Origin of the sequence: Legionella quateirensis (assembly GCF_001467955.1) — a bacterium.
Taxonomy (GTDB): Bacteria; Pseudomonadota; Gammaproteobacteria; order Legionellales; family Legionellaceae; genus Legionella; species Legionella quateirensis.
In genome coordinates this window covers 99,881-126,166 of sequence record NZ_LNYR01000012.1, presented here as the reverse complement: position 1 = coordinate 126,166, position 26,286 = coordinate 99,881, and the positions used below count along the sequence as shown (strand labels likewise).

Below are 26,286 nucleotides of genomic sequence, written 5' to 3'. Positions count from 1 at the left end.
TTTAAGTCCCGGAAAAACGAAACGAAGATAAGACAGGACATACCAAAACCAACCAATAGAACCATCAAATTGCATTTTAATAATCAAATGTCTATATTGATTAATATAAGTTCACAAAACTCGACATTTGACCATGCCTGATCTATCCATAACACTAGATAATGCGCGATATGTGTTTAAAGCCAGTCCAGATATTTTAAAGAAAGTTAGAGGAAATCCATTATATGAAGACAGTAACTGTCATGTAAACATCATTGGCGATAAGATTTGTCTTGGTCTAAGCATTACTGAGTTTGATAATTATTTTCCAAACATCCTCGATGAGGAAAATGTCAGCAGAGTGTACGTATATGACACTCCCCTAAAGATGCGTCTTGAATCCGATATCGAAATTAGCCAATCTTTTGAATTGAAAAAAGTTCAGCAGGCTCTTATTGATGAAGGAACAATGTTCTTTCAAACGAAAACAATGCATCAGCCCAATCGTGAAAATCTACCTAAAGTCAGCGACAAAGAACACACTATAATCGCGGAACTATTAAAAAACCATGAGGGATTATGTATTGGAGAAGTCCATAAAAGCCTCGCATCAAAAAAATTTCTAATCGATAATATGGCCGAATTAAAAAAGCAAGGAGTAACCACTTTATTTCTTGAGCATTTATTTTCAGACACACAAACTTCTTTACTGAACGAGTATTTAGATCCTCTGTGTACTGAAATGCCCCAATTACTATCGCTGCATCTGGATCATTTAGATAAAGGTCATGGTTTACGAAACGTCACATATGACAACCCCTACTCATTTAAAGGGTTAATCATGTCAGCCAAAAAACATGGGATGCGAATTATCCCTATTGATACGTCCATAAGCTATGAAAGAGATAAAAATCAAATAGATTCACAGGATGAACACACTCAGCGTTGTGTGATGATGAATTACATTGCTTATCAACAGTTTTCAAAATTTAAAATGGATAGCTCTCACAATAAATACGTATTCTTTGTTGGTTCTGCACATATTAACGCGGTTACCAGCACTGTACCGGGAATTGCCGAGATTACGGGATGTCCTACAATTATTGTTGAAGATGCAGACAGCTACTACTATTCCACGGCCACAAAACATCATATCGCAGTACCTGATATTTTAATCAAACTCAATGGAAAAGTACTCTCCAAAGAAGCTAAAGTGATTCAACAAGAATTAGCAGAAAGCGCACCCAAAACTAACGCATTACTGCAAAATAATTATACTTATGTTCAAACTAATATAATGGATCCCGTAAAAAGCACTTTAACAAATCACAATAATAAACCAAAAGCATCAGATTTTGATATGATGTCCAAAAATTCATTTTCTAGCGAAAAATACACATCCAGTAAACCGATTAATAAACCACAAATACCCTATAAACCTCCACCGGATTCCGATTCTTCTGAGGAGGATGAAACCGCAAATTTTTCATTGAAATCATCACGTTTTTTTATATCAAGAAAGGATCATGAAAAATCCCTCAAAAAGGAATCGAAAGACAATAAAGAAAAACCGGGAGATTCTGAAACCCTGGACATGGGCAGTTAACACATAATAAAGGATAAATATCCTCTATTCAGTATAAAATTCGTGATTGCGAACGATGTGAAGCAATCCACAACACAGTTCCAATAAGGCTCAATTGTGGATCGATTCGCGTTGCTCGCAAAGACAGGGATTTATATGGTCTTTAAGACATTTTAAGCGCTATAAATTACAAGGGGATACCGCATACGCCCCTAATAAAAATAGACATCACTTAAAGCCTCTCCATAATCATGAGAGGATGACACAATTCACTCTTTAGGCAAAGAAGCAATAAATTCAGTCACTTGTTTGGGTGTTAATTCATAAGTCTGTCCTCGAGTCAGATATCTAGGCATAGACAGCATGCCATATCGAACCCGTATCAATCGGCTAACCTCGACCCCTTGCGACTCCCATAACCTTCTGACTTCTCGATTTCGTCCCTCATTTAGCGTTACGTGATACCAGCTGTTAGTGCCTTCTCCACCACGAAATTCAATTTTTGTAAATTGAGCAAGACCGTCATCCAGGTTAACGCCTTTTTGTAAATTAACTAATGCTTCTGGGCTTACTTGTCCATGCACTCTTACTGCATACTCACGCTCCAAACCGTATTTAGGATGCATAAGCTGATTAGCTAATTCTCCATTATTGGTGAATATGAGTAAGCCTGAAGTATTAAGATCCAAACGCCCCACCTGAACCCAACGACCTTGTCGAAGATGAGGTAAGTTATCAAATACCGTTTTTTCAAATTTCGGATCATGTCGACTGGAGATTTCCCCCACAGGCTTATGATAAAGGAGTATTCGTGTATTTTGCTTGATTTTTAAGGGATTAGGGATAAGTTTTCCCTTAACGGTAATTTTATCAAGTGGTCCTGCGGAGTCACCTAATTTGACGGGTTTACCATTAACCTGAACCCAACCATTCTCTATCCAACGTTCCATCTCACGACGAGAACCAAGTCCTGCCTGGCTTAATATTTTTTGTAACCTTTCGTTGCTCATTCAGTAATACACTCTTCATTAGGTTGGTTTGCAGTATGCAAAGTCAATGTTTCCAAAACTTCTGGTAAGGATGGAAGTTCATGTAAATAAGTTAAATTAAAATAATTTAAAAATTCTTTGGTTGTAGTATATACAGCCGGCTTCCCAGCGACATCTTTATGACCGGCAATGCGAATCCATTCTCTTTCCATCAAAGTTTTCATGATGTGACTGCTCACTGCCACCCCACGGATTTCCTCTATATCGGCACGTGTCACAGGTTGCTTATAAGCAATTATTGCCAAAGTTTCAAGTAAAGCACGAGAGTATTTACTCGGTTTTTCAATTTGTAATCGAGCTATCCAGTTACTGTATGCGGATTTTGTTTGCACTTGATACCCCCCAGCTACCTGAATGAGTTCAAATGCTCGAGTCTGATATTCATTTTGTAACTGAGAAATAATATCTTTTATTTGAGGCAGAGTTGGTCGCTGCCACTCATCAAAGACCTCCAACAATTGTTCCAGAGAAAGAGGATCATTATTGCTCAACAACAGTGCCTCAATAATATTTTTTAGTTCAGTTTCTTCCATATCATGCAGCCTGTAGATGGATGGGAGAAAAAGGTTGATTTTGAGTTATTACGATCAATGATTGTCTTGCCAACTCAAGGATGGCTAACAAAGAGACAACTAATCCCATTCGTCCTTCTTCAAAGCAAAACAACTGTGTAAATTCCACAACCTTATGTTCCTGTAACTTAAGTAAAACGATACTCATTCGTTCACGAACAGACATTGCTTCTCTCGCGATCTGATGATGAGTCATTTGCTCTTCTTTCAGTAACAATCCTTTCATAGCATCAATCAAATCAGCTAATTCAACTTCAGGATGAACTTTTATCGTTTCAATTTCATCTGGAGTAATTTGAATGATAAAATTATCTCTGTCTTTTCGAGGAAGCGCATCAAGTAATTGAGCAGCCTCTTTAATCTGTTCATAAGCCTGTAACTTTCTCACCAGGGTCATGCGTGGATCTTCCTCTTCTTCATCTTCAGAATTGGCTGTAACGGGTAATAATAATCTTGATTTTATTTCCGCTAACATGGCTGCCATGAGTAAATAATCAGCGGCTAATTCTAGACGTCGGCATTCCATCAATTGAATGTATTGCAGATATTGTCTGGTAATGCTTACCATGGGAATATCCAATATATCGATATTTTGTTTGCGAATTAAATATAAAAGCAAATCCAAAGGCCCACTGAATGAATCCAGCAATACTTCCAAAGCATCCGGAGGTATGAATAAGTCATCAGGAACCTGAGTAAGTTCCACGCCATCAACAATGGCTCTTATCTCAGGCTTATTTGATAACTCGACATTCATTAGTAATCTAGTCCCATAACTTCCCGGACTGTATTCAGATTTTTAATGCCCTCTTCACGAGCAGCCTCACTTCCCTCGGAAACGATGCGTTTAACAGAACCCAGATCCGATTCATAATCAACTATAGATTCCTGAATGGGTTGCAATTCCTGATTAATTGCATCAATTACAGGTCGTTTGCAATCAACACACCCGATACCCGCAGTTCTGCACCCTGTTTGTACCCAGTCCTTTACATCATCCTTGGAGTAAATTTTATGAAATTGCCATACTGGACATTTTTCAGGCTCACCTGGATCAGTACGCTTAATTCGAGCGGGATCCGTAGGCATGGTTAATACTTTCTTCTCCACTTGCGCCGGCTCTTCCCTCAACATAATCGTATTATGATAGGATTTAGACATCTTTTGGCCATCGGTTCCAGGCATTTTGGCGGTTTCAGTAAGCAATGGTTGTGGTTCGGGTAATATTATTTTACCGCTCCCCTCCAGGTAACCCAATAAGCGCTCTTTATCACCTATAGAAAGATTTGATTGATCCTCCAAAAGAGCCTGTGCAGTCTTTATTGCTTCATGTATGCCATTTTCCTGAAATTGCCTTCGTAATTCACTGTAAATTTTGCCATTTTTTTTGCCCATTTTTTTTATTGCTTCAATCGCCAATTCTTCAAAATTAGCTTCTTTCCCATAAATATGATTAAAACGACGGGCAATCTCACGTGTTAATTCAATATGAGCGACCTGATCCTCACCCACAGGAACGTAATCAGCGTGATACAATAACACATCAGCGCTTTGCAATAAGGGGTAGCCTAAAAAGCCGTAGGTAGCCAGATCTTTTTCTTTTAATTTCTCTTGTTGATCTTTATAACTGGGTACCCGTTCTAACCATCCAAGTGGCGTTATCATCGATAAAAGTAGATGAAGTTCGGCATGTTCTGGTACCCAGGATTGTATAAATATTTTAGACAGGCCGGGATTTACACCACAAGCCAGCCAATCAATAATCATATCCCATAGGTGTTTTTCGATAAAACTTGAATGTTCGTATTGTGTAGTCAAGCCATGCCAATCAGCAGCAAAAAAAAAGCAATCGTATTGATGTTGTAATTTAATCCAGTTTTTTAAAACACCATGATAATGTCCAAGATGTAATCTTCCACTGACACGCATTCCAGAAACAACTCGTTTGTTGGAAGTAAATAATGCTGACATCAATATCCTCTTTTGTTGTTGAAAATGATACAAAAACCTGAAACTTTTCAAAAATCTCTGGCGTTTCTCGTTATTATGCAAACGTCACTTTATCTAAAAGGTTCAGGATCCCCCTTCCCTTCCCTTATAATTACCGGATAATCACCGGTTAAATCGACTACAGTTGTAGGTTCATGTCCACAATTACCACCATCAATAATCAAATCAGTCTGATTACCTAAAAGATCCTTGATTGCTTCAGGTTCACTCAGTGGCGCTTGAGCTCCGGGAAGAATCAGTGTAGTACTCATCAAAGGAGCTTCCAGACTCTCTAATAACGACAAAGTTATAGTATTATCAGGCACTCGAAGACCTAAAGTTCTTCTTTTAGGATGAAGCATCAAACGAGGGACTTCATGTGTTGCGTTAAGAATAAACGTATAGGATCCTGGTGTAAAAGCTTTTAAAAGTCTGAAAATGGAATTGGATACTTTGGCATAAGTACCCAATTGAGACAGATCACGACAAACCAGTGTCATATTGTGATTTTTATCTAACTGCCTCAAACGTCTGATCCGTTCAAGAGCCGATTTATTACCCAGGCTACAGCCCAAGGCATAACCGGAATCAGTTGGATAGACAATTAATCCACCATCTTCAATAATGGATACCGCTTTTCTAACCAAGCGAGCCTGTGGATTATCAGGATGTAATGCATAAAACTGACTCATAAAGTCCCCTGTTAAATGTTCCATTCTTGCCAAATAGGCGTACAGTTTACTGGTAGTTGCTGCTGACGTCCAAGATTTATCCGTGATAATGCATCACTATGAAAATCAGAACCGGAGGAGGCCAACAAATTAAAACGCAGGCATGTTGCTGCCATTTCTTTAATTTGAGTCACGTTCATTTCTCCGGACACCACTTCCATACCTTCTCCACCAGCATCTTTAAACTCATTGATTAACTCATGCAATTTTGAACGCGTCAATCCATATTTAAGAGGATGGGCAATAACAGCCTGTCCTCCTGAATCCGTAATTCCCTCCACCGCTTCTTGAATACTAATCCATGGTGTAGGAATATAAGCAGTTTTACCTCGTCCCAGATATTGTTTAAAAGCCGATTTCATATCCCGGGTCTTACCTTCATTTATTAAAATCTGAGCAAAATGAGGACGTCCCACTCGTTTATGTCCTGCAAGTTGACACGCTTTTTCATAAGCATTATCAACACCAACCAATTGAAGCGATTCACCAATTTGTTCAGCACGCGCCACTCGACTGTTATTCTGATGAATAATTAAGTGATTTAACTCGCTAGTATGATTAATTTGATAACCAAGAATATGAATGTCGTATTTTTTCCACCGGGTACTCAACTCAATGCCATTAACTATTTTAATGCCAGTATCTTGTGCTGCCTGATTTAAAGCCACATATCCAGCAACTGTATCGTGATCAGTAAGAGACAGACATTTAATCTGATTATTTTGCGCTTTTTGAATTAACTCTTCTGGGCTTAACGCTCCATCAGAAAAATAACTGTGGCAATGAAGATCAATCATAGAGTGGTTAACTACTTAAAAAACAAAAATTATAGCATATTTATACGTTTTATTAGACAGATTATGGCTTTTTAATTCATGAAATAACCCTCAGAATCCGTGAATTACTTGCAGATCATAGCACTTTTGCACTATTCTTAAAGTACGGTTAGTAATTAAATAAATCACATTGAGTAGTACACTGAACAGCGACATTGTAAAATTACCTATTCTCAGTAACCAGGAACTGGCAAATCTGTGCGGCGTTTTACATAGCAATCTTAAGTTTCTTGAAGAACAATTTAATGTAACCATTAAACTCAAACAGCAATCACTTCAACTTTATGGTCAATCTGAACATCAATTTGAAGAAATTAAAAACATTTTAACCCTACTCTATCCCCTAAGCAAAGAACCCATCAATATTACAACCATCCGTGGTTTAATTCATGAGGATTATCAGACAGCAATGACTCATCATATTAAATTAACTCGCAAATCCATATCAGCACGAAATAATAAACAGGCAGCCTTTCTCGATTCCATCGATAAATGTGATATTACTTTTGCTGTTGGTCCTGCAGGAACGGGCAAAACATACCTTGCAGTTTCCAAAGCAATAGAATGTTTTGAAAAAGGTGAAGTACAAAGACTGATTTTTGTAAGACCCGCTGTGGAAGCAGGCGAAAAGCTGGGATTCCTGCCGGGAGACTTGGTAGAAAAAGTACTTCCTTACTTAAGACCAATTTATGATGCTTTGTATGAGATGATTGGATTTAAAGAAACCCAGAAAATGATTCAAAGCGATATCATTGAAGTATTGCCGCTGGCATTTATGAGGGGACGTACCTTAAATGAGTCATTTATCATTCTGGATGAAGCCCAAAATACAACTGTAATGCAAATGAAAATGTTTTTAACCCGAATGGGCTTTGGTTCTAAAACTGTCATTACTGGAGATATAACTCAGGTTGACTTGCCTAAAGGAATTGAATCAGGGCTTGCTCATGCAATACACTTGTTTAAATCAATTCCTGATATCAGTATCAACACATTTACCAGCCGGGAAGTTGTACGCCATCCATTAGTATCCCAAATTATTGATTGTTATGACCACGAGCATTCAGGAAAAAAGAAATGACCTTTCACATTGACATACAAAATGCGACAAACGAATCTCTACCCATTTCAGAAACTGATTTGACTGCCCTGGCAAGCCTGGCACTTCGAGATCACCAGAATGATGCGGAGTTAACTATTCGATTGGTTGATGCTGAAGAGATGACTTATCTGAATAATACCTATAGAAAGCAAAACAAAACTACCAATGTTCTTGCATTTCCATGTGTATTACCCGACGCCATTGAATTAGAATGTCCACTATTAGGCGATATTATCATCTGTCCTCCGGTGTTATTAGAGGAGAGCAAACAATTTGATAAATCGCTTCATGAACATTGGGCCTTGATTGTCATTCATGGTGTCCTGCATTTATTAGGCTATGATCATATTAAAGACGATGATGCACGGATTATGCAGGATCTTGAGATTAAATTATTAGCTGAATTAGGATATGTCAATCCTTATGACTTAGAGGGAAATTATCTTGAGTAAAGAGGAAGAAAGCGGTTCGTGGTTTGTTCGATTGAAACACTTTATACAGGGTGAACCACAAAATCAGGAAGAATTGGTTAGCTTGTTACGAGATGCTCAGATTAGGTCACTGATCAACTCAGAAACCCTGGCGATGATTGAGGGCGCCATTTTGTTTTCGAAAATGCGTGTCCGGGATATCATGCTACCTAAAAATCAAATGGTTTATATTAATCAGGATGATGAATATGCTGAGATTATTAAGGTAGTTACCCAAACCGGTCACTCTCGATTTCCGGTAACAGGTGAAAATACCAATGAAGTCATAGGTATTCTTCATGCAAAAGATCTATTACGATATCAAATGGATAACATTGAATCTTTTGATCTGCTTGATATTTGCCGACAGGTTACCTTTGTTCCGGAAAGCAGACGACTCGACAGCTTGCTTAGCGAGTTTCGCAGTAATCGCAATCATATGGCCATTGTTGTAGATGAATATGGAGAAGTTTCAGGATTTGTTACTATTGAGGATATAATAGAGCAAATTATTGGTGATATTGAAGATGAGTTCGATATTGATGAAGATGCATATATCAAAGCACATGATGATCATTGTTACATCATCAAAGCGCATACACCCATAGAAGAGTTTAATGACCAGCTCCACGCTAATTTTAGCGATGAGACATACGATACTATAGGTGGTATAGTTATGAATAATTTTGGTTATTTACCAACTCGTGGTGAAATTATCACTATAGATAATTTTGAATTTAAAATAATTAATTCAGATGCCAGAAGAATTAAATTATTAGAATGCATTGATAAACGGACTTTAGAGAACACCAATATACCTGTTGAAGGATAACTAATGAATAGCACTATTCTCATAGTAGATGATGACGCAGAACTCACCGATTTATTAGCCCAATACCTGGAACCGGAAGGGTTTAATGTTGTTTGTGTTCATGATGGCGAAAGTGGTGTTAAAAAAGCACTGAATCAAGTATTTGACGCAATAGTATTGGATGTAATGCTTCCTAAGCTGAATGGATTTGAGGTATTAAAAGCAATAAGAGAACATCTTGAAACCCCGGTCCTAATGTTAACCGCGCGAGGCGAAGACATTGACCGCATCGTTGGATTGGAAATCGGAGCGGATGATTATTTACCAAAACCATGTAATCCCCGGGAACTGGTCGCTCGGCTAAGAGCCATTTTGAGGCGAACTCAAAAAATTCCAACCCCTAAACCTATTATAGAACAGCACAGTATCGTAGTTGACTGCTCCAAACGGCACGTTACGATGGCTGGGAAATATCTTGAATTAACCAATGCTGAATTTAATATTTTAGAAATGTTAATTAAATCACCCGGACAAGCTTTTTCTAAAGAAGAACTCACCGAATACGCGCTGGGACGAAAATATACTGCTTATGATCGCAGTATTGATGTTCATATCAGTAATTTAAGAAATAAACTGGGTGATAACCCGCAGGGCGAACCCATAGTTAAAACCGTACGTGGCTTTGGATATATGTTTAATGCGTAGTTTGTATTGGAAAATATTTGTTTCATTTTGGTTAGCAACAATTTTAATCATTTTCACCACTGCCTGGGTCACAAGTCAAATCGCTCAAAAATCCTCTCAGCCTGCACGAGAAGAAATGTTTATGGACAGTTACGCAAACGCGGCTGTAGCAACTTTCGAATCGGGTCAACAATCAGCTTTAGTGAAATGGCTAAACCAAATAGGCCTGTCTCGCCATATGTCAATTTACCTGTTATCAAATACTGGAGAAATTATTGGAACTCAGACACCACCTGAAAATGTGAAGATGGTGTCCAAAAATCTTATTGATGATCAGCTTCCCAGTGAAGGAATTTTCAAATCCGGGAAGTTAATTGTAAGCCATGAAATATTATCAACTTCAGGGAAATATTATCGTCTTGCCGCAGTCAGCGAAAAACCGATTTCCTATTTTGTTCAGATCCCGTGGGCAGGTCTTACTATTCGTCTAACCCTGGCTACGGTAATTAGTGGACTCATATGCTATTTATTATCACTATATCTGACTCAGCCACTTCGTTCATTAGGTATGGCTGCAAAATCAATAGCGACAGGCAAGCTCAACACCCGAGTTGGTCATTTTAGAGGTCATAATAAAGATGAAATAGCTGAGCTCAGCAGTGAATTCGACAGAATGGCAGAACGATTAGAGACCTTGATAACCTCAAAAGAGCGTTTACTTCAAGATATTTCACACGAATTGCGCTCACCGCTCGCACGATTAAATATTGCCATTGAGTTGGGTAGAAATAAAACCAAAAATTTAGCAGATCAAGAATTCAACCGTATGGAATTAGAAAGTTCACGGTTGAATAAATTAATCGGGGAAATATTGGATTTCGCACGATTGGATAAATCCACGACCGATCTGGAAATCACCAAAGTAAACCTGAATGAACTTCTGGCTGATATTGTCAAAGATGCTAATTATGAATTTGAGAAAGAATCAGTTCATATATCAACTGAAGCGACTGTTCCTTGTGAATTATTTATCGATAGACGACTCATTCATAGAGCCATAGAAAATATTGTACGAAATGCCTCTCATTATTCTCCCAAAGATCAGCCGGTTATTATTTCAACGCATTACACTGATAATCAGGATCAAATATGCATCGAAATTAAAGACAAAGGCCCTGGAGTTCCTGAAGATCAACTGGAAACCATCTTTAATCCCTTTTATCGAGTCGATACCTCCAGAACAAAGAAAACAGGAGGCTATGGATTGGGACTGGCGATTGCGGCCAGAGCAGTTACTCTACACCACGGTGTTATTACAGCAAAGAATAATGAAGATGCTGGACTGTTAGTACGTATTACTCTACCAGTTCAGAGTAACCAAACAGTCAATTGATGAACCCGGTGTTAATGCACTCCATTATCGCATCACTTAGATTTTAAGTTCTGTTTGCGATTGCGTTGATGGAGTATCGCGTAACATCTTGGACCCCAGAGCCAATTCAAGTTGAGATTTTAAATCAGGATCTGCATTTTTTTTATTTAAAAAACCCTTGCCTAGATTAATCAGGTCGCTATCGCCTGGATTTTTTTTGATTGCTTCGGCCAATTCTTTGACCTTATCAGCTTTCATATCTGCTTTAAACTGTTTGTATTCATCTCGCGCATAGGCCATATCCTGTCCATCCAGCTTATCAAAACCGCCTTTTTTAACTGCCTGCTGACAAAGTAATATACCATGAACATTAGCGCCAGAATTAGCAATCGTACAATTATCGACCTTCTGTCCTTTTTGTCGAATGACATGAATGGGATCTTTACCTTCGGTTACTTGCGCAATTTGTCTTTTGATTTCATCATGAGGTGTTCCATTATGAAAACCATTCATCATGTTATTTATAAACTGTGGATTGGCTTTACTGACATCGTCCAAACGATATATTTGCGTCCCATATTCAGCAGGTTTAGCACCTAAACCTTTGTTTGTATACACCAGATAACCTGATTTTGAACCCGGACCATCAGGGACAATTGAAAGCCCCATAGCATGCCCTTCACAACTTATAGGTATTGTGGTCAGCTTTCCGCTTTGTATGCGATCTGATAACTCTTGACCCGCTGCAGGATTTCGCTGAGATGTACTATTGGAAAATGCGGCAGATTTATTTGAAAAACTAAACGCATCAGCCAGCTCTCTAAAATCCTGATTTTCAGGATTTTTTTGAGCGTGTCTGTTTACATTATCCGTCATTAATTGGTATGTAGGCGCAATATGCGCGTATTGAGAAAAGGTTACACCGTCTTTACTCGTCATTTCTATACCCAAAAACAAGCCAAAATACTTAACAGTGTGTAATTGTTCTGATGGTGACGGCTCAGGCAATCCATATTCTCTAGCTGCTTTACTGTCACGCGCCAACTCAAATACAGCCTCTTCAACAGGTCCAAGAATAGCCCCATTATCCATTAATGCCCTGGCGCCTGAAAAATCCTGTTTTTGTATAAGATACTGCAGCGGGCTTTGTCCTTCATTATTGACTATTTTATTTAAAGCATCAGCCACACTAGTAAAACCAACCTGTATTGTCGCATGCTCAAGGTTGCCTTTTACATCTGAAGATCTTAGAGCCTCCATCATCAATTGAAAAAATAATTCGTTGATAATTTTGACTTGATTTAAATGGTCTGCTTCAGCAGCCATCTTATTTGCAGCTAATCTGTCAGCGGCAACCTTATCAGCAAATGCTTTATCAGAAGATGCTTTTATTGTATTCAGTGTTTCATCAGAGGTGTTTTCAGGTGTTTTATCGTTCTTATCACGATACAATTCATCGAGCTGTTCATGTAAAGATGAAGGACCATCAGGAAACTTTCCAAACATAAGAACCCTCTGTAAACGACAGACTATATATTGATTATATATTCACAAACGCACCATGTCTAAATAACGACCATTTATTTATTCGTTAGCGGTTTAAAAAACAGCGAACATTGCTCCAATCATAAACGCTCCTGACCCTTCATTTACTCCAATAAGCCCTTATAAAAAAGACCTTTTGTCGCATTATGCATGGTTTGTTTTTAGCGCACAATTAACTTATTGCTTTCCATTTCTAATAAAAACAATTACAGTAATATGTAATCAATTATTACAAATTGAGCTATTAATGTTTCAGTGTTTTATTGAAATAATCCAGGCCCTGGGGATACTTCATCGACTCAGATTATTCAAAATCCCAAGCTGCCTGGGCATATCTGCATTATGCAGTAGTTCAATAGATAGCGCGGACATACAAGGTCTTGCAGGGATTATGGAGCACCTATCAACAGCTCCTAATAAGCCGATATAAAAATTTATGAAAATTACTCATGAAACTTTAATGGAGTTAATGAAATTATTCGGTTATAACCAGGATTTTGAAGGCATCTGTAATGGCTATACATGGATGTGGATTCAATCTCAATTATTGGATCCAGCTGAATCCGAACAGTTCTATAAACGGTTAAAAATCATAGAAGCTTATCAAAATGATATTGGCAAACTAAAAGGAACCATCGATGAGATAAAAAAAACCATCATTTCGCTTACAGGCCAATCTGAACTGAAAAAACAACTTCATACCGAACATCAGGAACTGTTGGAAATTCTCTCCTTCTGCGAAGGAATAGAGCTCTATCATAATCCAGAGCGACATAAAGAATTATTTACCACTAATGAGACTGAATCGGATAATAAACACCGTTCAGACCCAAAAACATCCACTACTAAAATGTACTTTCAACAAAATAACGTACAACTTATTTCGCCAATCACTGCATCGGACAAGTTACTGGAAATAAATAGAAACAGAGGTAATCATTCACCGATGAATGTATTAATAAATGATTGCTTTATTCTGACACCAGAGGAATGTACTTCCTATTTTAAAGATCTTCAATCATGGTTTGATGAACATAGTAAGCAGTTTGGCCATCAAACAGTAATCCCTATTAAATTAGGTACTGATAATCATGCGATTGCTTGTACCTATAACCTGAAGTTAAAAAAATGGCAATTTATGGATATAAATGACTCTGATGAGCAAGAATACGTCAGAGACATTCAAAATATTGATGATTTAACCAATAACATTCAATTAGCATTTTCCGATGATATATACCTGCTATTTAACGCAATGCCCATTGTCATGGATCCTTCGACTATTTCAACAGATGCACTGTCTGAATTAAAACAACTCAACCAAAACCATCAGAATTTATCAAAAGAACGATCACTCCGTGTTAATAGCCGCAATGCATCAATACAATACATCGCTTCAAAAAATGGTGATCTTGAGGTGATTAAAAAATTAGTAGCACTTGGTGCCGATGTTAATGTAACTAAAATAAATGGTTCCTCGCCGCTATGCATTGCCTGTCAAACCAAAGAATTTAAAGTAGCTCAATTTTTAGTAACAAATGGAGCAACTGTAAATCACACTAAAAATAATGGAGCAACTCCCCTCTTCCTGGCCGTTCAGGCCGGAGATGTGGATATAGTTAATTTACTGCTGGAAAACAAAGCACAAGTAAATCAACAGGGCGATCAGGGAATAACCCCTTTATTAGCAGCGTGTAGTGAGGATAATGTCACGATGGTACAGGTTCTATTGAGCCATGGTGCAGATCCTAATCTGGCCAATAGGAACGGAGTTACGCCACTAGATTTTGCATTTAAATACAAGAACACCGAGTTAATTAAGCTATTAATCTCTAATGGCGCTTGCATCGACCAACACTTGATAAATGGATTTTCTCCTCTCATTAATGCCATTATATCAGGTGATTATGAGTTAATTAATTATTTACTGAACAATCGAGCAAATCCGGATCATCAGGATCAGGATGGTGTTACTCCGATCTATTGGGCCTGTATGCTTGGGAATGATTTGGCAGTTCGTCTTTTATTAGAACACAAAGCACGATCGATTAATTGTATATGTGAGACAGGACATACTCCTTTGTTAGTTTCCTGTTTAAGCGAATACACAAGAAGAAACCAGAATTTATTTCGACTGCTACTTGATTCTGGAGGCGATATTAACGCTAAAAATGATGATGGAGAATCATGTCTGGAAATTGCTTTAAAAAGTAACAATTCTGCAGCCATTAAAGTGCTGTTAGCTTATTTCCAAAAACACAGTTTAAAATATGAAGAGTTCTTATCCATAAAATCGCGTTCCAGCCAGGATATTTTAAGTTATCTGGTACAGATAAATAACTCAAACGAAAATGAAGAAATTAAAAATTCATCAGGTTTCTTTAATAATAACTCATCCCAAGCCAATCAAACCCAATTCCCCACAGCAGAGTTGATGAAACATCTATAACACCCTGGACTTCTATATAAACCAATGAATCCCATCCTGCTGCTTATTTGTTGATCAAATCCCAGTATATCTTGAGTAATTCTAATCCATTAACAGCCCTTTATTTTTAATTATTTTCTCTTAATTCATACATTTAATAATTTAATGCGCATCACTTCGCGCTGGCTTTATGCTCCTATTTTAAGTATTATGCTCAAAATAATTGTAGCTCGGATTTTAGCTCAGTGACTCAGGCAAAAAATATAAGTAAAGCCAGTAGTTATTTCTTTTTAATTGGATTTATAGTTTCTAAAATCCAGTATCTTCCTATTGTATTTGTTTCAATCATTCCCAATGTAATTTCACTTGTATGTTATTTTATGGCTTATGGTTTATGGTTTATTTCGAGCCATTTTCTAGACAGCAATAAACCGAATAAAGAAGAATGGTATGGATTTGCTCAATTTAAGGAGCAATTTTTATATGCTGCGACCATCGGTATTATCGCATCACTTATAAGCATCTCCTCTCTATTCCTTCCTGTACTGATTGTGCCGGCGACCTGGTTGTTTTGTACCAGCAATATACTATGGTCAATTGGAGAATATAATAAATTAAAGCATCCTTCTGAATCCGATATAAATTTTTCATACAGCTATCAACAGACCTACCTATCCTATGCTCTTACAATGACCGCTATCGCATTCACTACAGCTCTAGGTGCTACATTAATCTTTATTTTTCCACCAATAACCATGCCAATACTCATTATTTCCACAATAACCAGTTCAGGGTTAGGAATATTGTCATGTGACTATTGGCTGGATTATACATTTGGAGATCACAAGACAACATCTCCAGTAAATCAAAGTTATCATCAGATGAGCGATTCGCTGGGTTCAGCTTTGTCTAATCAACACAATGACTCAGCAGAACCCTATCATGGAGAAGCCCTTCTAAAATCACCACCGACCATACCAGCCAATAATGAAACAAAAGAACCCGATTTATCCATTCAGTCTTGTACACCGAGTCAATAATTTAGTATATTCTGCACGCCAATAAAGAGATTCACTATGGACAAATTGATTTCACGAATGATTAACGATGCTCATAATGCATTAAAGCATGCTTATGCGCCCTATTCAAAATTTAGTGTCGGATGCTGTATCAGTACTGTTGATGATAAGTTATATACCGGTGTCAATGTAGAAAATAGTTCTTATGGTTTAACTATTTGCGCTGAAGGTTCTGCTATCTGTCAAATGGTTACTGCAGGTGAGCGCCACATCAAAAGCATAGTAATATTAGCTTCAAATAATTTATTATGCCCACCTTGTGGGGCCTGTAGACAAAGGATTTATGAATTCTCTAATCCCGACACAATGATTTATTTATGCAACAAAGACTCGATATTTCAAAAGATGACTATGAATGAACTGATGCCCCTGGCTTTTGATATTAAACCCTGATTGGACAATAGAATGACTCAACCTGTACTAAACAAAACACATGCTCACTTGGCAGCAGACCGTATTCAATCATTACTTCCTTCATTTAATCCAACCGTTGGAGTAATTTTAGGTTCCGGATTAGGTCAGTTTGCTGAAGAACTGGAAGATGCTGTAGTTATCAACTATAAAGATCTGCCTGGATTTCCTAATACTACCGTTCAAGGTCACGGTGGTAAATTAATACTTGGATATTGTGGAGGCATTGCCGTAGTCTGTTTACAGGGACGCGCCCATACCTACGAAGGTCTGGAACATTATGACACAGTAAAAACTTATGTAAGAACTCTGAAACTCTTGGGATGCAGTCATTTTATAGCCACAAATGCCTCAGGTTCGCTCCGGGAAGATGTTGGACCCGGCGAGTTAATGCTTATTACAGATCATATCAATTTACAGCCCAGTAATCCTCTTATTGGGCCTAATGATGATGATTTTGGACCCCGATTTTATCCTCTTGATAATGCTTATGATAAGGTCATGCAGGAAGATTTATTAAGCACTGCTCAAAAACACTCAATCAAATTGAATCAAGGTGTTTATATCTCTGTATTAGGCCCTCATTATGAAACAGCTGCAGAGATCCGGGCTTTTAAAATACTAGGTGCCGATGCTGTTGGCATGTCTACTGTACCTGAAGTATTGGTAGCAAATCATTGCGGGATGAAAGTAGCAGTCATAGCGATGATCACCAATTATGCTACAGGTCTTTCTAAAACAAGTCACAATCACCAGGCTGTAGTTGAAATGGCATCCAGTGCCGCGGTAAAACTCAATACTCTGTTAAAACATTATATTATGGAATTATAGTGACCCTGGAAACTCAATTAAATGAACTCTTGGAACAGCTCCTGACTGCGCAGGCAGCAGGAACTATTTCTAAAGAGCAATTAATTCATACACTGGATTTAACCTTATTAGAGCCTGATGCCACAACAGAGGCTTTGGCTTTACTGGGAGATCGGGCGAATACTCATCATGTTGCTGCTGTCTGTGTTTTACCAGAACACTTATCTCAGTTTCACCTTCCTTCTTCTCTTAATTTAGCTACGGTGATTAATTTTCCTCACGGGAATGATGAATTATTGATTTCCCTGGCCGGTATAGATAATGCAATTCAGCTTGGCGCCAATGAAATAGATTTCGTACTGCCTTACCAAGCTTATCTTACAGGCAACAGTCAAAAGGTTTTAAATCACTGTGATGTCATCATACAGGCATGTAAAAAAAACGAAGTGACTATTAAAATCATATTGGAATCAGGTGCTTTTCCCGACATGGAGCACATTTATAATGTCAGCAAAGAACTCATTGCGATGGGAACTGATTTTATCAAAACCTCTACCGGTAAAATATCGCAAGGAGCCACTCTTCCAGCCGTTTTTTCAATTTTAAGCGCTCTTAAAGAATCAGAGGAAACCCCATGCGGCATAAAAATATCCGGAGGAGTTAAAACGACACAACAAGCACTAAATTACGCGTGCCTTGCTGAGTTGATGTTAGGTAAAACGATAAGCAATAGTTGGTTCCGCATAGGCGCGAGTTCTCTACTGAACGAATTGCTGAATGGTGTATAAGAAACATCCCGCCTTTCTTTTATGTCATGCAGACCCAGATGATATTATAGTTCTTCATTACTCAGGAGAGTTAATCAATGAAGTTATGGAAAATCGCGCTGTATCTTATTCTGGGATTTATTAGCATCCCCTCGCAAGCAGTTCAAACTGAAAAAACCAATGGCGCCACTTACTGTACTCCTGAGAGCCCCTGTTGGCCTAAAGAATCTGAATGGAATGATTTAAAAAACAAAGTAAATGGACATTTATTTAAAGGCGTCTCTCCGCTGGCGCCTTGTATTAAAAACAGTAAAAGCATTGCATGTCACAAAATTCTGGAGGACGTTAAAAACCCCTTCTATCTTGAGTCACACTCTGGGTCAACTCAATCAAATGGATGGATAGATGCCTGGCAAGCAAAAACAAGTTCCTATGTAGTAGCTGCTGAAAATGCTCAGGAAATCGCGAATGCGGTAGCGTTTGCTAAAAAGCACCATCTAAAACTTGTAATTAAAGGTACTGGACATGACTACCTGGGGCGCTCTAATGCACCCGACTCATTATTAGTATGGACTCATAAAATGCGGAAGGTACATGTGCATAATGATTTCATACCTGCAGGATGCCCAAAAACTCAACAAGGAATCCCTGCTGTAACCGCGGAAGCAGGCACTCGATGGTTGGAGGCATATAAAGAAGTTGTCGTTAAAAATGGACGTTACGTTCAGGGAGGAGGTTGTACCTCCGTTGGTGTTGCAGGCGGATTCATCCAGGGAGGTGGATTTGGCAGCTTTTCAAAAAAATTCGGAACTGGAGCAGCAGGAATACTTGAAGCTGAGATTGTGACTGCAGATGGTACATTATTAACAGCAAATGCCTGTCAGAACTCTGATTTGTATTGGGCTTTGAAAGGAGGCGGCGGTGGAACGTTCGGTATAGTCACTCATATTACTTTGGAAACACACGCTCTCCCCGCTCTATTTGGTGCTCTGACAGGCACCATCAGTGCAAGTTCAGATGAAGATTATAAACAGTTAATAGATTACTTCATCCGCTTTTACCGGGTAAAACTGCATAATGAACATTGGGGTGAACAGGTTATATTAAACCCGGATAATAAAATGCAGCTGGGTCTGGTCTTCCAAGGAATGAATAAAACTGAAGTTGATAGACTCTGGCAGCCATTTAAAGACTGGTTGTCTCTTAAACCAGAACACTACCAATTTACTCTGCATAGTCTAGTCCTTCCGGCAAGAAAATTCTGGGATTATGACTATTTAAGTAAAAATCTGCCAAGCTATATTGTAATTGATAAGAGAAAAAACGCACCCTATGGAGAGTTTTGGTGGACTGGCAATCAGTCAGAAGTGTCAATATATTTAACTCATTATCAATCCGGATATCTTCCTTTTCGCCTATTTGAAGAACGTAATGCCAGTCAATTATCTGATGCACTATTTAAGGCATCACGTATGACGAGCCTATCACTCCACTTCAATAAAGGCCTGTCCGGAGCCTCCGCACAAGCTGTTGCTCGGCAAAAAAACACCTCCATGAATTCTGCCGTTCTTGATGCTGCAGCGTTAATTACCATTGCAGGTGGCCAACAGTATACCTACCCTGATATCTCTGGACATAAGCCCAATTTGGCCCAGGCAAGAGAATCTGCTTTAAAAGCAAAACAGGCAATGGAATTAATTCATCGTTTAAGTCCTGATGCCGGTACTTACGGCAATGAAGCGGATTATTTTCTTAATGATTGGCAAAAGGCATTATGGGGATCTAACTATGAACAATTGCTGCAGATTAAGCGGCACTACGATCCCAATAATCTCTTCAATTGCCATCATTGTATCGGGAGTCATTAAAAATGGGTTAAAATTTATTGGAAACTCAGCTAGAATGACGAAGCAATTTAATCAATAACTATTGGAGTTTAAATCACTATGAACATAAATGCCGTATTTAAATCCATTTTAGTAGTTCTGTTGGGTCTTGTATTAGCAAGCTGCAATAAAGATCTACCTCCTGGTGAATATGATGCAAATGAGATTGGTAAAATTAAAAAAGTAATACCTGGTACCATTATTTCCAAAAGACCTGTGAATTTACACCGTCAAAACACAGACAGCAGCAACGCTCAATCAAAAAATACTGCTGATGGTGGTTTTATTGATGGCGGTTACAATCAAACTCATGGTGTTGAATACGTAATCAAATTAAATTCAGGAAGTATTATTTCCGTGGTTCAATCTGAAGATTTGAAACTGAAAAACAAACAGAAAATTCTGGTCATCTATGGCAGACATACTCGAGTTGTAGCTGATAACGGGAGTGATGTGTATTAATTCATTTAAGGGTTTTGTTGCTCATCAGCAAAGCCCTGTTAAACCACCTTTTCAGTCTATATAAATCCTAAAGTGAACGAATTGTATAATTCTTCTTACTGATTTGCCTTCTTATCCTCTCTTAACCTATGTATTCAATAATTTAAATCATACGATTTTTTAATACCTGTTATTTATTTTTTAAATGGAAATTTAAGCAAACCTTAAGGTTAACCTTGTAGATTAAACCACTTTATCTATCAATCACGCTCCTCGCTAATCGAATCATAGAGAATTGAAATGCCCAAAAGTTACGTCATCCTAAACAACGATGGATTTACACTCGCTCAAAAAGGATCATTTAAAGAAGCTCTTTTGAAATTCAATAAATCAATAAGTCAAAAGAAAAATTATTACGAAGCCTGGTTAAATAAAATCCGTACACACATAATGCTTAAAGAATACGCAGAAGCTGTAGTCACTCTTGAGCGTCTGGAACAAATGAAACTAGATTTAACTACAATAAAAAATATAGAACACTTATATAAACTTATTTATACAACCAACATTAAAAAAGACCAAGAATATCAGAAATTATCCTTAGAACAGTTGTTTCGCCAAGACATTTGTAATGAACACTATCTCCTGGAATTACACCAATTGCAATGCTCTCATCAATCGGTTACACAGTGGGATTATCCTCAGCAAATTAAATGGATTGAACAGTTAATTGAGTTTTGCTTGTTTTATTATAACAATCCATCGTATCCATTTATTAAAAATGATTTTTTGGAAAAAGACAGTGATGGGTTTAGTCAGGCTTTTTACGTAATGAGCAACAAATGCTCAAGTCTTTTAATTAATATAAAACGTCATGGAAATCACACCCAGTATCTTAAGGAGATGATATCTCACTACATACAGGACACTCAAAACGAGATTTTATCTATGGATGCGATAACCATTTTGCACATGATTTTTGAGACTATACATTATCTTCCGAGGGAAAAAAGAGGTGAATTAGTAGCTTTTCTTCCATGGGGTGCAAACTCGTGGTATCTGTTGGAATTTTGCGGCGCTATCATTAACGGCAAAAACTATGGCCACTTAGTTCCGATACTTTACACTAGTGATTTGGATGTCCCCTCAACCAACTTACTCTATACCTTTCAACAAGTACAAAAAGACAGTAGTTGCTTAGTAAAAATTGCTATTCGTGACATTATAAAATGTGATCTGCCAATTATGCTTCATTTTTTTTCAAATATTAGCAATCCTTCAGGACCATCTCGTATGGGTGATTTACCCAATTTAAGACCTCTGTTATGGAATCATAAGCAGATATTTAACTTGACACGACTTACTAGCATATTGCCAACAGACCGAAAACCGATGTCAATTATCAGAGATGATAAGCAAGATTATATAAGTCTAACACCTTATGCACAATTAATATTACTTAATAAACCTGATTTTTCTTTTAGCTTAAAAAGCAGGCTCACTTTGATACGACGCTTACAATTGTTAGGAGAAATATTTACCAAAAAACATTTAGGCGATGAACTGGATAAAGTAACCTATATTAATCCAAAACAATTGACATCAGTTCGCAATGCCTTATGTCATATAGAAGATCTTGTATCCTATTCGGAGATATACGATTTAGAGCAGAATGCATCCCTGGTCAATCAGCTCTATGATGAACTGTCACATTTAAACAAAATCATTTATCATGAAATCGTAAAATTTCAAAGTCAGTTTCCTCGTTGGAGTGATACTCACAAAGCTTATTCTACCTGGAGTGGCCCTGTATCGATTTATTGGAATGCAGTAAAGGAAGTATATCGCCAGAATAATACATTTGATCATGAAAACTATAGCCCAAATACTAATCTTCTGCCTGAGGATCAAATTAATTTCATATTAAGCCGTCTAAAAGAAGGTGACATTAAAGAGAAGATTTGTCATATGTTAAAAGGTGTTATTCCGTTTCAAAAAACCGATAATAAAGAACTTTCTTTATTTATAATCGATGGTATTAAAGCAGCAACTGTAAGAAAACCATTACAGGCGGCTCTTAAAAATTACAATCAATTAAAAAAAGCAGCAGAAGCTGCCTGGGCTAAAGAAAATAAAGAGAAATACTGTGAAATCGAAAGGCTAAGAAACGCAGAGATGCACACACATTTTCCAAGATTGCTTGAATTAAGTCAAAATCTGGATGCTCAATATCGTCCTAGTCAACATACGAGCCAAGTTGAAATCTTGGAAATATTTAATTGTTTAAAATCACGTATGTCAATGCTCAGAGATGTATTGATTGAGTCAGGTATTGATTTTACCAATGTGAGTAGCATTTCCGAAAGCCTGATAGCTAAAATGCTGATAAACGATGTTGAGTTACTATTTGCATGCGCCTATTTGACTGGACAAATTGTTGAGATAGTAAATAAATTTGTCAGCTTAAATATAGTTCACGAAATGACTCCTGAATTAGCACCAAAGATCGATGACTATATTGCATTAAGAAATGGACTTGAGCACAGTAATCCAATCTACGATAGTGAAATGGATTTGTATATCCACATGCAAAGTAAAGTGAACATTAAACTTGCAACTGTAGTTTTTGATTTAGTCGCAACACATTACGATGTGATTATAAATCACATCCCTCAGAATATACCCGATGCACTTATCGAAAAAGGACGCAAACAACAGAATAGCTTTATTGATTTTTCTCAAACGAAATATATGTCACCAGCCAGATTAAGTTTTCTAAGAAACAGTGCGGACGAAAAGTCATTTTTTAACAGATTTAGTACCCACAGAAGCAAAGAAGATAGTCAGTGCTCAGTGAGTTCTATGCCATATAATAACAGTACAAATTGTTCTACCAGCTCAAGCAGCTCCGATTGCTCCAGTAGCTCAAGCAGCTTCGACTGCTCCAGTAGCTCAAGCAGCTCCGACTGCTCCAGTAGCTCAAGTAGCTCAATCTATTCCACTAGACCTACTAGCTCTGCTAGATCACCTAGAACTGCTGGCTCATCCCGAACTGCCAGCACATCCAGACCTGCAAGCTCATCAAATTTTACTATATTTAGCCGATCAAGGGGATCAAAAAAAGTTGTAAAGGTAAAATCTTATGGATGTTCATCATCGTCTAAAAAGGAAAAACCTTTCAGTCCATTTGGGTAAACAGATTTTTGAGAAAACAGGCAACATGTATCACATGCCTCAATAATTAATTAACTTTTATCAGTACATGAGAGGTTTTTACTCATGTACATAGTTAACATGCAGATCATTGAATACAAATAGCAGCCCAAATTATACCATATTTACAGATACAGCAGCCCACATAAGAGCCCCGTAGTAACTGCTGACTAAAAAGGCTCTAAAACATTCATTTGGATTTCGATTGTAGATAAGCTTCAATTGATAAAATAATACGCCAGCTCCCGCATACCAAAACAAATAAAATCCAGAGTTAGTTTTAGTCAGAAAAGCCCAGAGTAACCATAATGAATGAACTGTAAACAACAATACGCCGATGATGAAACGATCGTATTCAGCAAAATAAATTGCTGTCGATTTCACTCCAATTCTTAAATCATCTTCCTTGTCTGTCATCGCATACATGGTGTCATATGCGACTATCCAGGCAAAATTAATCAATAACAAAATAACCAAATCACCATTCATTGGGACAGAAGACGCTACAAAGGCCATGGGCATACCCATAGAAAATGCCAAACCCAGTACAATTTGTGGTGCATTTAAAAATCGTTTACAAAAGGGATAAACAAATGTAATGAGTAATGAAATTAAAGCCAGATAAAAACAATCTTGTGGCAAATTTATTAATACAATCAAAGAGCCAAAAAGCAGAATGATTAATATTACAAAAGCCTCAACCAAACTGATTTCACCCGAGGTTAATGGGCGTAATTTAGTTCTCGCGACATGTAGGTCAACGTTCCTGTCCGCTATGTCATTAATAACACAACCCGCCGAGCGCATGAATACCGTTCCGATTAAAAATAAAGAGAATAACTTAAATGATGGATTCCCTTTATTTGCTATCCACAGAGCCCAGGCTGTTGGGTACCACAATAATAAAATTCCGACCGGTTTATTTAATCTTGCCAGCCGCAAATAAGCACTCCACTTTGTCACATAACACTCGCTAGTTGTGGTAATAATATTTCTAACAAATAAAATCGATGCATCTGCTGTAATGAATACTCTGCCAATCGAACCCAAAGAATTCCATTAACTGTTTTTACATGGTTCTTGACCCAATGATACTCGATACAGTCAGTGTTAACTGGATAACAAAGCATCTGTACCCTTTGGACTCTGCCTTCACCAAAGATTAAATTTCGAATCGATTCTTTTTGCAGCCTATTAAAAAAATCAGGGTTGGAATCATAACATCTTTGGGGAATAATGGTTCGAGCATACCAACACTCGATACCTTTATTTTTCATCAGTATTTCCCTTAAAAAAACCTGACCATCCTGTATTTGCAGGACATAGTGACTCCACCAGTCTGTTTTAATCCAGTTTTGAAAAACGAGCTCCAAATCTGCTGATCCCGTGGACGAAATTAACTTATCAGTTAATGAGTCCTCATACTCTCGCCACTCCTTGAGAAACTCAGAGTTTTGAGGGTCAGCTATATAAATTGGCTGGCTGTTAATATACATAGGTACTTTTACTTGAATGTTATTCAGATGAATAGTACAAAAATAACGGATTGGGAACAAGTAGATTAACCTTCCAGGTACTGATAATACCCTTATGACAATGCCTGTTGTTTCATCCTTACTCTGCCCAGTCTGTTTACTATAATCTTTATTTTTTCATGAGTTCGGATATTACTTAATGTAAAAGTTCCATTGCTTATTCCATGTACCGTATCATGTGCAAAAGCAATATTATGTGCCGCATTAACACCTGACCAATTTACAGTCCAATGATGATAACTCCATTGCCACTGATGAAGTACTTCATCCTGAGACAGTTTTTTATTAAAACGAGTAAGGGCAACCCCTTTTGACCAATTGAATGCAGGATCCAAAGGAGCAAGATATACAGTATGTCCAAGACTTACTGCTTGAATCCTTGCGTATTGAACGATGGTTCTGATGTCATCTATTAATGCCTGCTTTTCATTTTTACTGATCAATTGAGTAGATGAACTGACGCCTAATATAGTTAATCCAGTAATCAGAACCAGAACGATTACTAGTTCAATCAATGTAAATCCTTTTATATTCATATGAACTGATTAATTAATTGACTAAAGCTTTAATGGAATGGAGTACCTTAAACACCTCTCTTTTTTCCAGAGGATTATGAAGTAAATGTTCTGGTGATACTCCAGACAAGACTGGACAATGGCACTGCGTGGTGTGAAATAACTCGCTATATTCCAACCCTAATACCCAAATTACTTTAGGAGAGTTGTTCTCTGAAAAGGAATACTCCTGAGGTGTTTCACTAACTAATACTTCAGTTTCATTTAAATCAAGATAAGCTATCATCTTTTTTAAAAGAACTTCAGCTTTTTTGCTTAAATGAGGTTGCTTAATAACGATTAAGCTAGGTGAAGCCTGCTTCGACTTGAGCGCGGGAGGTTCCAACACCAGACAAGTCTCTTTATGTACCCAAGGAGTAATGCCTAATTGCTTCAAGTAATAAAGAGTCAGATTGGTATACATATCTATTTTGAAT

The 26,286-nt window shown here is 37.6% G+C and carries 25 protein-coding genes; 14 read left to right on the top strand and 11 right to left on the bottom strand.

The genetic code is table 11. From position 1 onward, the window contains the following. Positions 1 to 133 precede the first annotated feature (133 nt). Positions 134 to 1,585, top strand: coding sequence for a membrane-targeted effector domain-containing toxin (locus tag Lqua_RS05215; protein WP_058473229.1), 1,452 nt, complete (start codon positions 134 to 136; stop codon positions 1,583 to 1,585). Between the two features lie 248 nt (positions 1,586 to 1,833). On the opposite strand, the gene rluB is transcribed toward Lqua_RS05215, so the two are convergent. The 6 genes from rluB to Lqua_RS05185 form a co-directional block, all read right to left on the bottom strand. Further along, positions 1,834 to 2,574 (bottom strand): 23S rRNA pseudouridine(2605) synthase RluB, encoded by a 741-nt coding sequence (gene rluB / locus Lqua_RS05210; RefSeq protein ID WP_058473228.1) that lies wholly within the window; start codon positions 2,572 to 2,574, stop codon positions 1,834 to 1,836. Beyond that, complete coding sequence (scpB, locus tag Lqua_RS05205) at positions 2,571 to 3,146, bottom strand: SMC-Scp complex subunit ScpB (protein ID WP_058473227.1); 576 nt, start codon at positions 3,144 to 3,146, stop codon at positions 2,571 to 2,573. The genes rluB and scpB overlap by 4 nt, the downstream gene beginning before the upstream one ends. Before the next feature lies 1 nt (position 3,147). Continuing rightward, positions 3,148 to 3,942 (bottom strand): segregation and condensation protein A, encoded by a 795-nt coding sequence (locus Lqua_RS05200; protein WP_058473226.1) that lies wholly within the window; start codon positions 3,940 to 3,942, stop codon positions 3,148 to 3,150. Then, positions 3,942 to 5,156, bottom strand: coding sequence for a tryptophan--tRNA ligase (locus Lqua_RS05195; RefSeq protein ID WP_058473225.1), 1,215 nt, complete (start codon positions 5,154 to 5,156; stop codon positions 3,942 to 3,944). The genes Lqua_RS05200 and Lqua_RS05195 overlap by 1 nt, the downstream gene beginning before the upstream one ends. An 89-nt stretch (positions 5,157 to 5,245) precedes the next feature. After that, the gene (locus tag Lqua_RS05190; RefSeq protein ID WP_058473224.1) at positions 5,246 to 5,866 is read right to left on the bottom strand and encodes an L-threonylcarbamoyladenylate synthase; all 621 of its coding nucleotides are present in this window, start codon (positions 5,864 to 5,866) and stop codon (positions 5,246 to 5,248) included. Positions 5,867 to 5,877: 11 nt separating this feature from the next. Continuing rightward, positions 5,878 to 6,702: a PHP domain-containing protein gene (locus Lqua_RS05185; protein ID WP_058473223.1), complete on the bottom strand. Its 825-nt coding sequence runs from the start codon at positions 6,700 to 6,702 to the stop codon at positions 5,878 to 5,880. 169 nt (positions 6,703 to 6,871) lie between these two features. Here Lqua_RS05185 and Lqua_RS05180 point away from each other — a divergent pair, with 169 nt between their 5' ends. Genes Lqua_RS05180 through cpxA form a run of 5 tightly spaced genes read left to right on the top strand, consistent with a single transcriptional unit; the run spans position 6,872 to position 11,201 of the window. After that, positions 6,872 to 7,822 carry a PhoH family protein gene (locus Lqua_RS05180; RefSeq protein ID WP_058473222.1) on the top strand — a complete coding sequence of 317 codons (951 nt, stop codon included), beginning with the start codon at positions 6,872 to 6,874 and terminating at the stop codon, positions 7,820 to 7,822. Further along, the gene (gene ybeY, locus Lqua_RS05175; protein ID WP_058473221.1) at positions 7,819 to 8,295 is read left to right on the top strand and encodes an rRNA maturation RNase YbeY; all 477 of its coding nucleotides are present in this window, start codon (positions 7,819 to 7,821) and stop codon (positions 8,293 to 8,295) included. Before Lqua_RS05180 ends, ybeY begins: the two co-directional genes overlap by 4 nt. Next, positions 8,288 to 9,145, top strand: coding sequence for an HlyC/CorC family transporter (locus tag Lqua_RS05170; protein WP_058473220.1), 858 nt, complete (start codon positions 8,288 to 8,290; stop codon positions 9,143 to 9,145). Before ybeY ends, Lqua_RS05170 begins: the two co-directional genes overlap by 8 nt. Before the next feature lie 3 nt (positions 9,146 to 9,148). After that, on the top strand, positions 9,149 to 9,829 hold the full coding sequence (gene cpxR, locus Lqua_RS05165) for a two-component system response regulator CpxR (RefSeq protein WP_058473219.1): 681 nt from the start codon (positions 9,149 to 9,151) through the stop codon (positions 9,827 to 9,829). Next, positions 9,822 to 11,201, top strand: a complete 1,380-nt coding sequence (gene cpxA, locus Lqua_RS05160) for a two-component system sensor histidine kinase CpxA (RefSeq protein ID WP_058473218.1) — start codon at positions 9,822 to 9,824, stop codon at positions 11,199 to 11,201. Before cpxR ends, cpxA begins: the two co-directional genes overlap by 8 nt. Before the next feature lie 36 nt (positions 11,202 to 11,237). On the opposite strand, the gene ankD is transcribed toward cpxA, so the two are convergent. Beyond that, positions 11,238 to 12,686, bottom strand: a complete 1,449-nt coding sequence (ankD, locus tag Lqua_RS05155) for a Dot/Icm T4SS effector AnkD/LegA15 (protein ID WP_115148734.1) — start codon at positions 12,684 to 12,686, stop codon at positions 11,238 to 11,240. Positions 12,687 to 13,161: 475 nt separating this feature from the next. On the opposite strand from ankD, the gene Lqua_RS05150 reads away from it, so the two are divergent. The 8 genes from Lqua_RS05150 (at position 13,162) to Lqua_RS05115 (ending at position 23,742) form a co-directional block, all read left to right on the top strand. Next, positions 13,162 to 15,174 (top strand): ankyrin repeat domain-containing protein, encoded by a 2,013-nt coding sequence (locus Lqua_RS05150; RefSeq protein WP_083501261.1) that lies wholly within the window; start codon positions 13,162 to 13,164, stop codon positions 15,172 to 15,174. A gap of 224 nt (positions 15,175 to 15,398) precedes the next feature. Continuing rightward, complete coding sequence (locus tag Lqua_RS05145) at positions 15,399 to 16,193, top strand: hypothetical protein (protein WP_058473216.1); 795 nt, start codon at positions 15,399 to 15,401, stop codon at positions 16,191 to 16,193. 36 nt (positions 16,194 to 16,229) lie between these two features. Then, the gene (gene cdd / locus Lqua_RS05140; RefSeq protein WP_058473215.1) at positions 16,230 to 16,625 is read left to right on the top strand and encodes a cytidine deaminase; all 396 of its coding nucleotides are present in this window, start codon (positions 16,230 to 16,232) and stop codon (positions 16,623 to 16,625) included. A 12-nt stretch (positions 16,626 to 16,637) separates the two neighbouring features. Beyond that, the gene (locus tag Lqua_RS05135) at positions 16,638 to 17,474 is read left to right on the top strand and encodes a purine-nucleoside phosphorylase (protein ID WP_058473214.1); all 837 of its coding nucleotides are present in this window, start codon (positions 16,638 to 16,640) and stop codon (positions 17,472 to 17,474) included. Beyond that, the gene (gene deoC, locus Lqua_RS05130; protein WP_058473213.1) at positions 17,474 to 18,241 is read left to right on the top strand and encodes a deoxyribose-phosphate aldolase; all 768 of its coding nucleotides are present in this window, start codon (positions 17,474 to 17,476) and stop codon (positions 18,239 to 18,241) included. Before Lqua_RS05135 ends, deoC begins: the two co-directional genes overlap by 1 nt. Positions 18,242 to 18,318: 77 nt before the next feature. Continuing rightward, a complete protein-coding gene (locus tag Lqua_RS05125; RefSeq protein ID WP_058473212.1) occupies positions 18,319 to 20,088 on the top strand; it encodes an FAD-dependent oxidoreductase in 1,770 nt (589 codons plus the stop codon). A gap of 78 nt (positions 20,089 to 20,166) precedes the next feature. Continuing rightward, positions 20,167 to 20,568: a hypothetical protein gene (locus tag Lqua_RS05120; RefSeq protein WP_058473211.1), complete on the top strand. Its 402-nt coding sequence runs from the start codon at positions 20,167 to 20,169 to the stop codon at positions 20,566 to 20,568. A gap of 279 nt (positions 20,569 to 20,847) precedes the next feature. Beyond that, positions 20,848 to 23,742, top strand: a complete 2,895-nt coding sequence (locus Lqua_RS05115) for a tetratricopeptide repeat protein (RefSeq protein ID WP_058473210.1) — start codon at positions 20,848 to 20,850, stop codon at positions 23,740 to 23,742. A gap of 132 nt (positions 23,743 to 23,874) precedes the next feature. On the opposite strand, the gene Lqua_RS05110 is transcribed toward Lqua_RS05115, so the two are convergent. The 4 genes from Lqua_RS05110 to Lqua_RS05095 all read right to left on the bottom strand — a co-directional run bounded on the left by Lqua_RS05110 (position 23,875) and on the right by Lqua_RS05095 (position 26,273). Next, entirely contained in the window at positions 23,875 to 24,723 is an 849-nt protein-coding gene (locus tag Lqua_RS05110; RefSeq protein ID WP_058473209.1) for a 4-hydroxybenzoate octaprenyltransferase, read from the bottom strand. After that, a complete protein-coding gene (locus Lqua_RS05105; protein ID WP_058473754.1) occupies positions 24,720 to 25,256 on the bottom strand; it encodes a chorismate--pyruvate lyase family protein in 537 nt (178 codons plus the stop codon). The genes Lqua_RS05110 and Lqua_RS05105 overlap by 4 nt, the downstream gene beginning before the upstream one ends. A gap of 92 nt (positions 25,257 to 25,348) precedes the next feature. Beyond that, the gene (locus Lqua_RS05100) at positions 25,349 to 25,831 is read right to left on the bottom strand and encodes a GspH/FimT family pseudopilin (protein ID WP_058473208.1); all 483 of its coding nucleotides are present in this window, start codon (positions 25,829 to 25,831) and stop codon (positions 25,349 to 25,351) included. A 13-nt stretch (positions 25,832 to 25,844) separates the two neighbouring features. Continuing rightward, positions 25,845 to 26,273, bottom strand: coding sequence for a DNA polymerase III subunit psi (locus tag Lqua_RS05095; protein WP_058473207.1), 429 nt, complete (start codon positions 26,271 to 26,273; stop codon positions 25,845 to 25,847). Between the last annotated feature and the right edge of the window lie 13 nt (positions 26,274 to 26,286).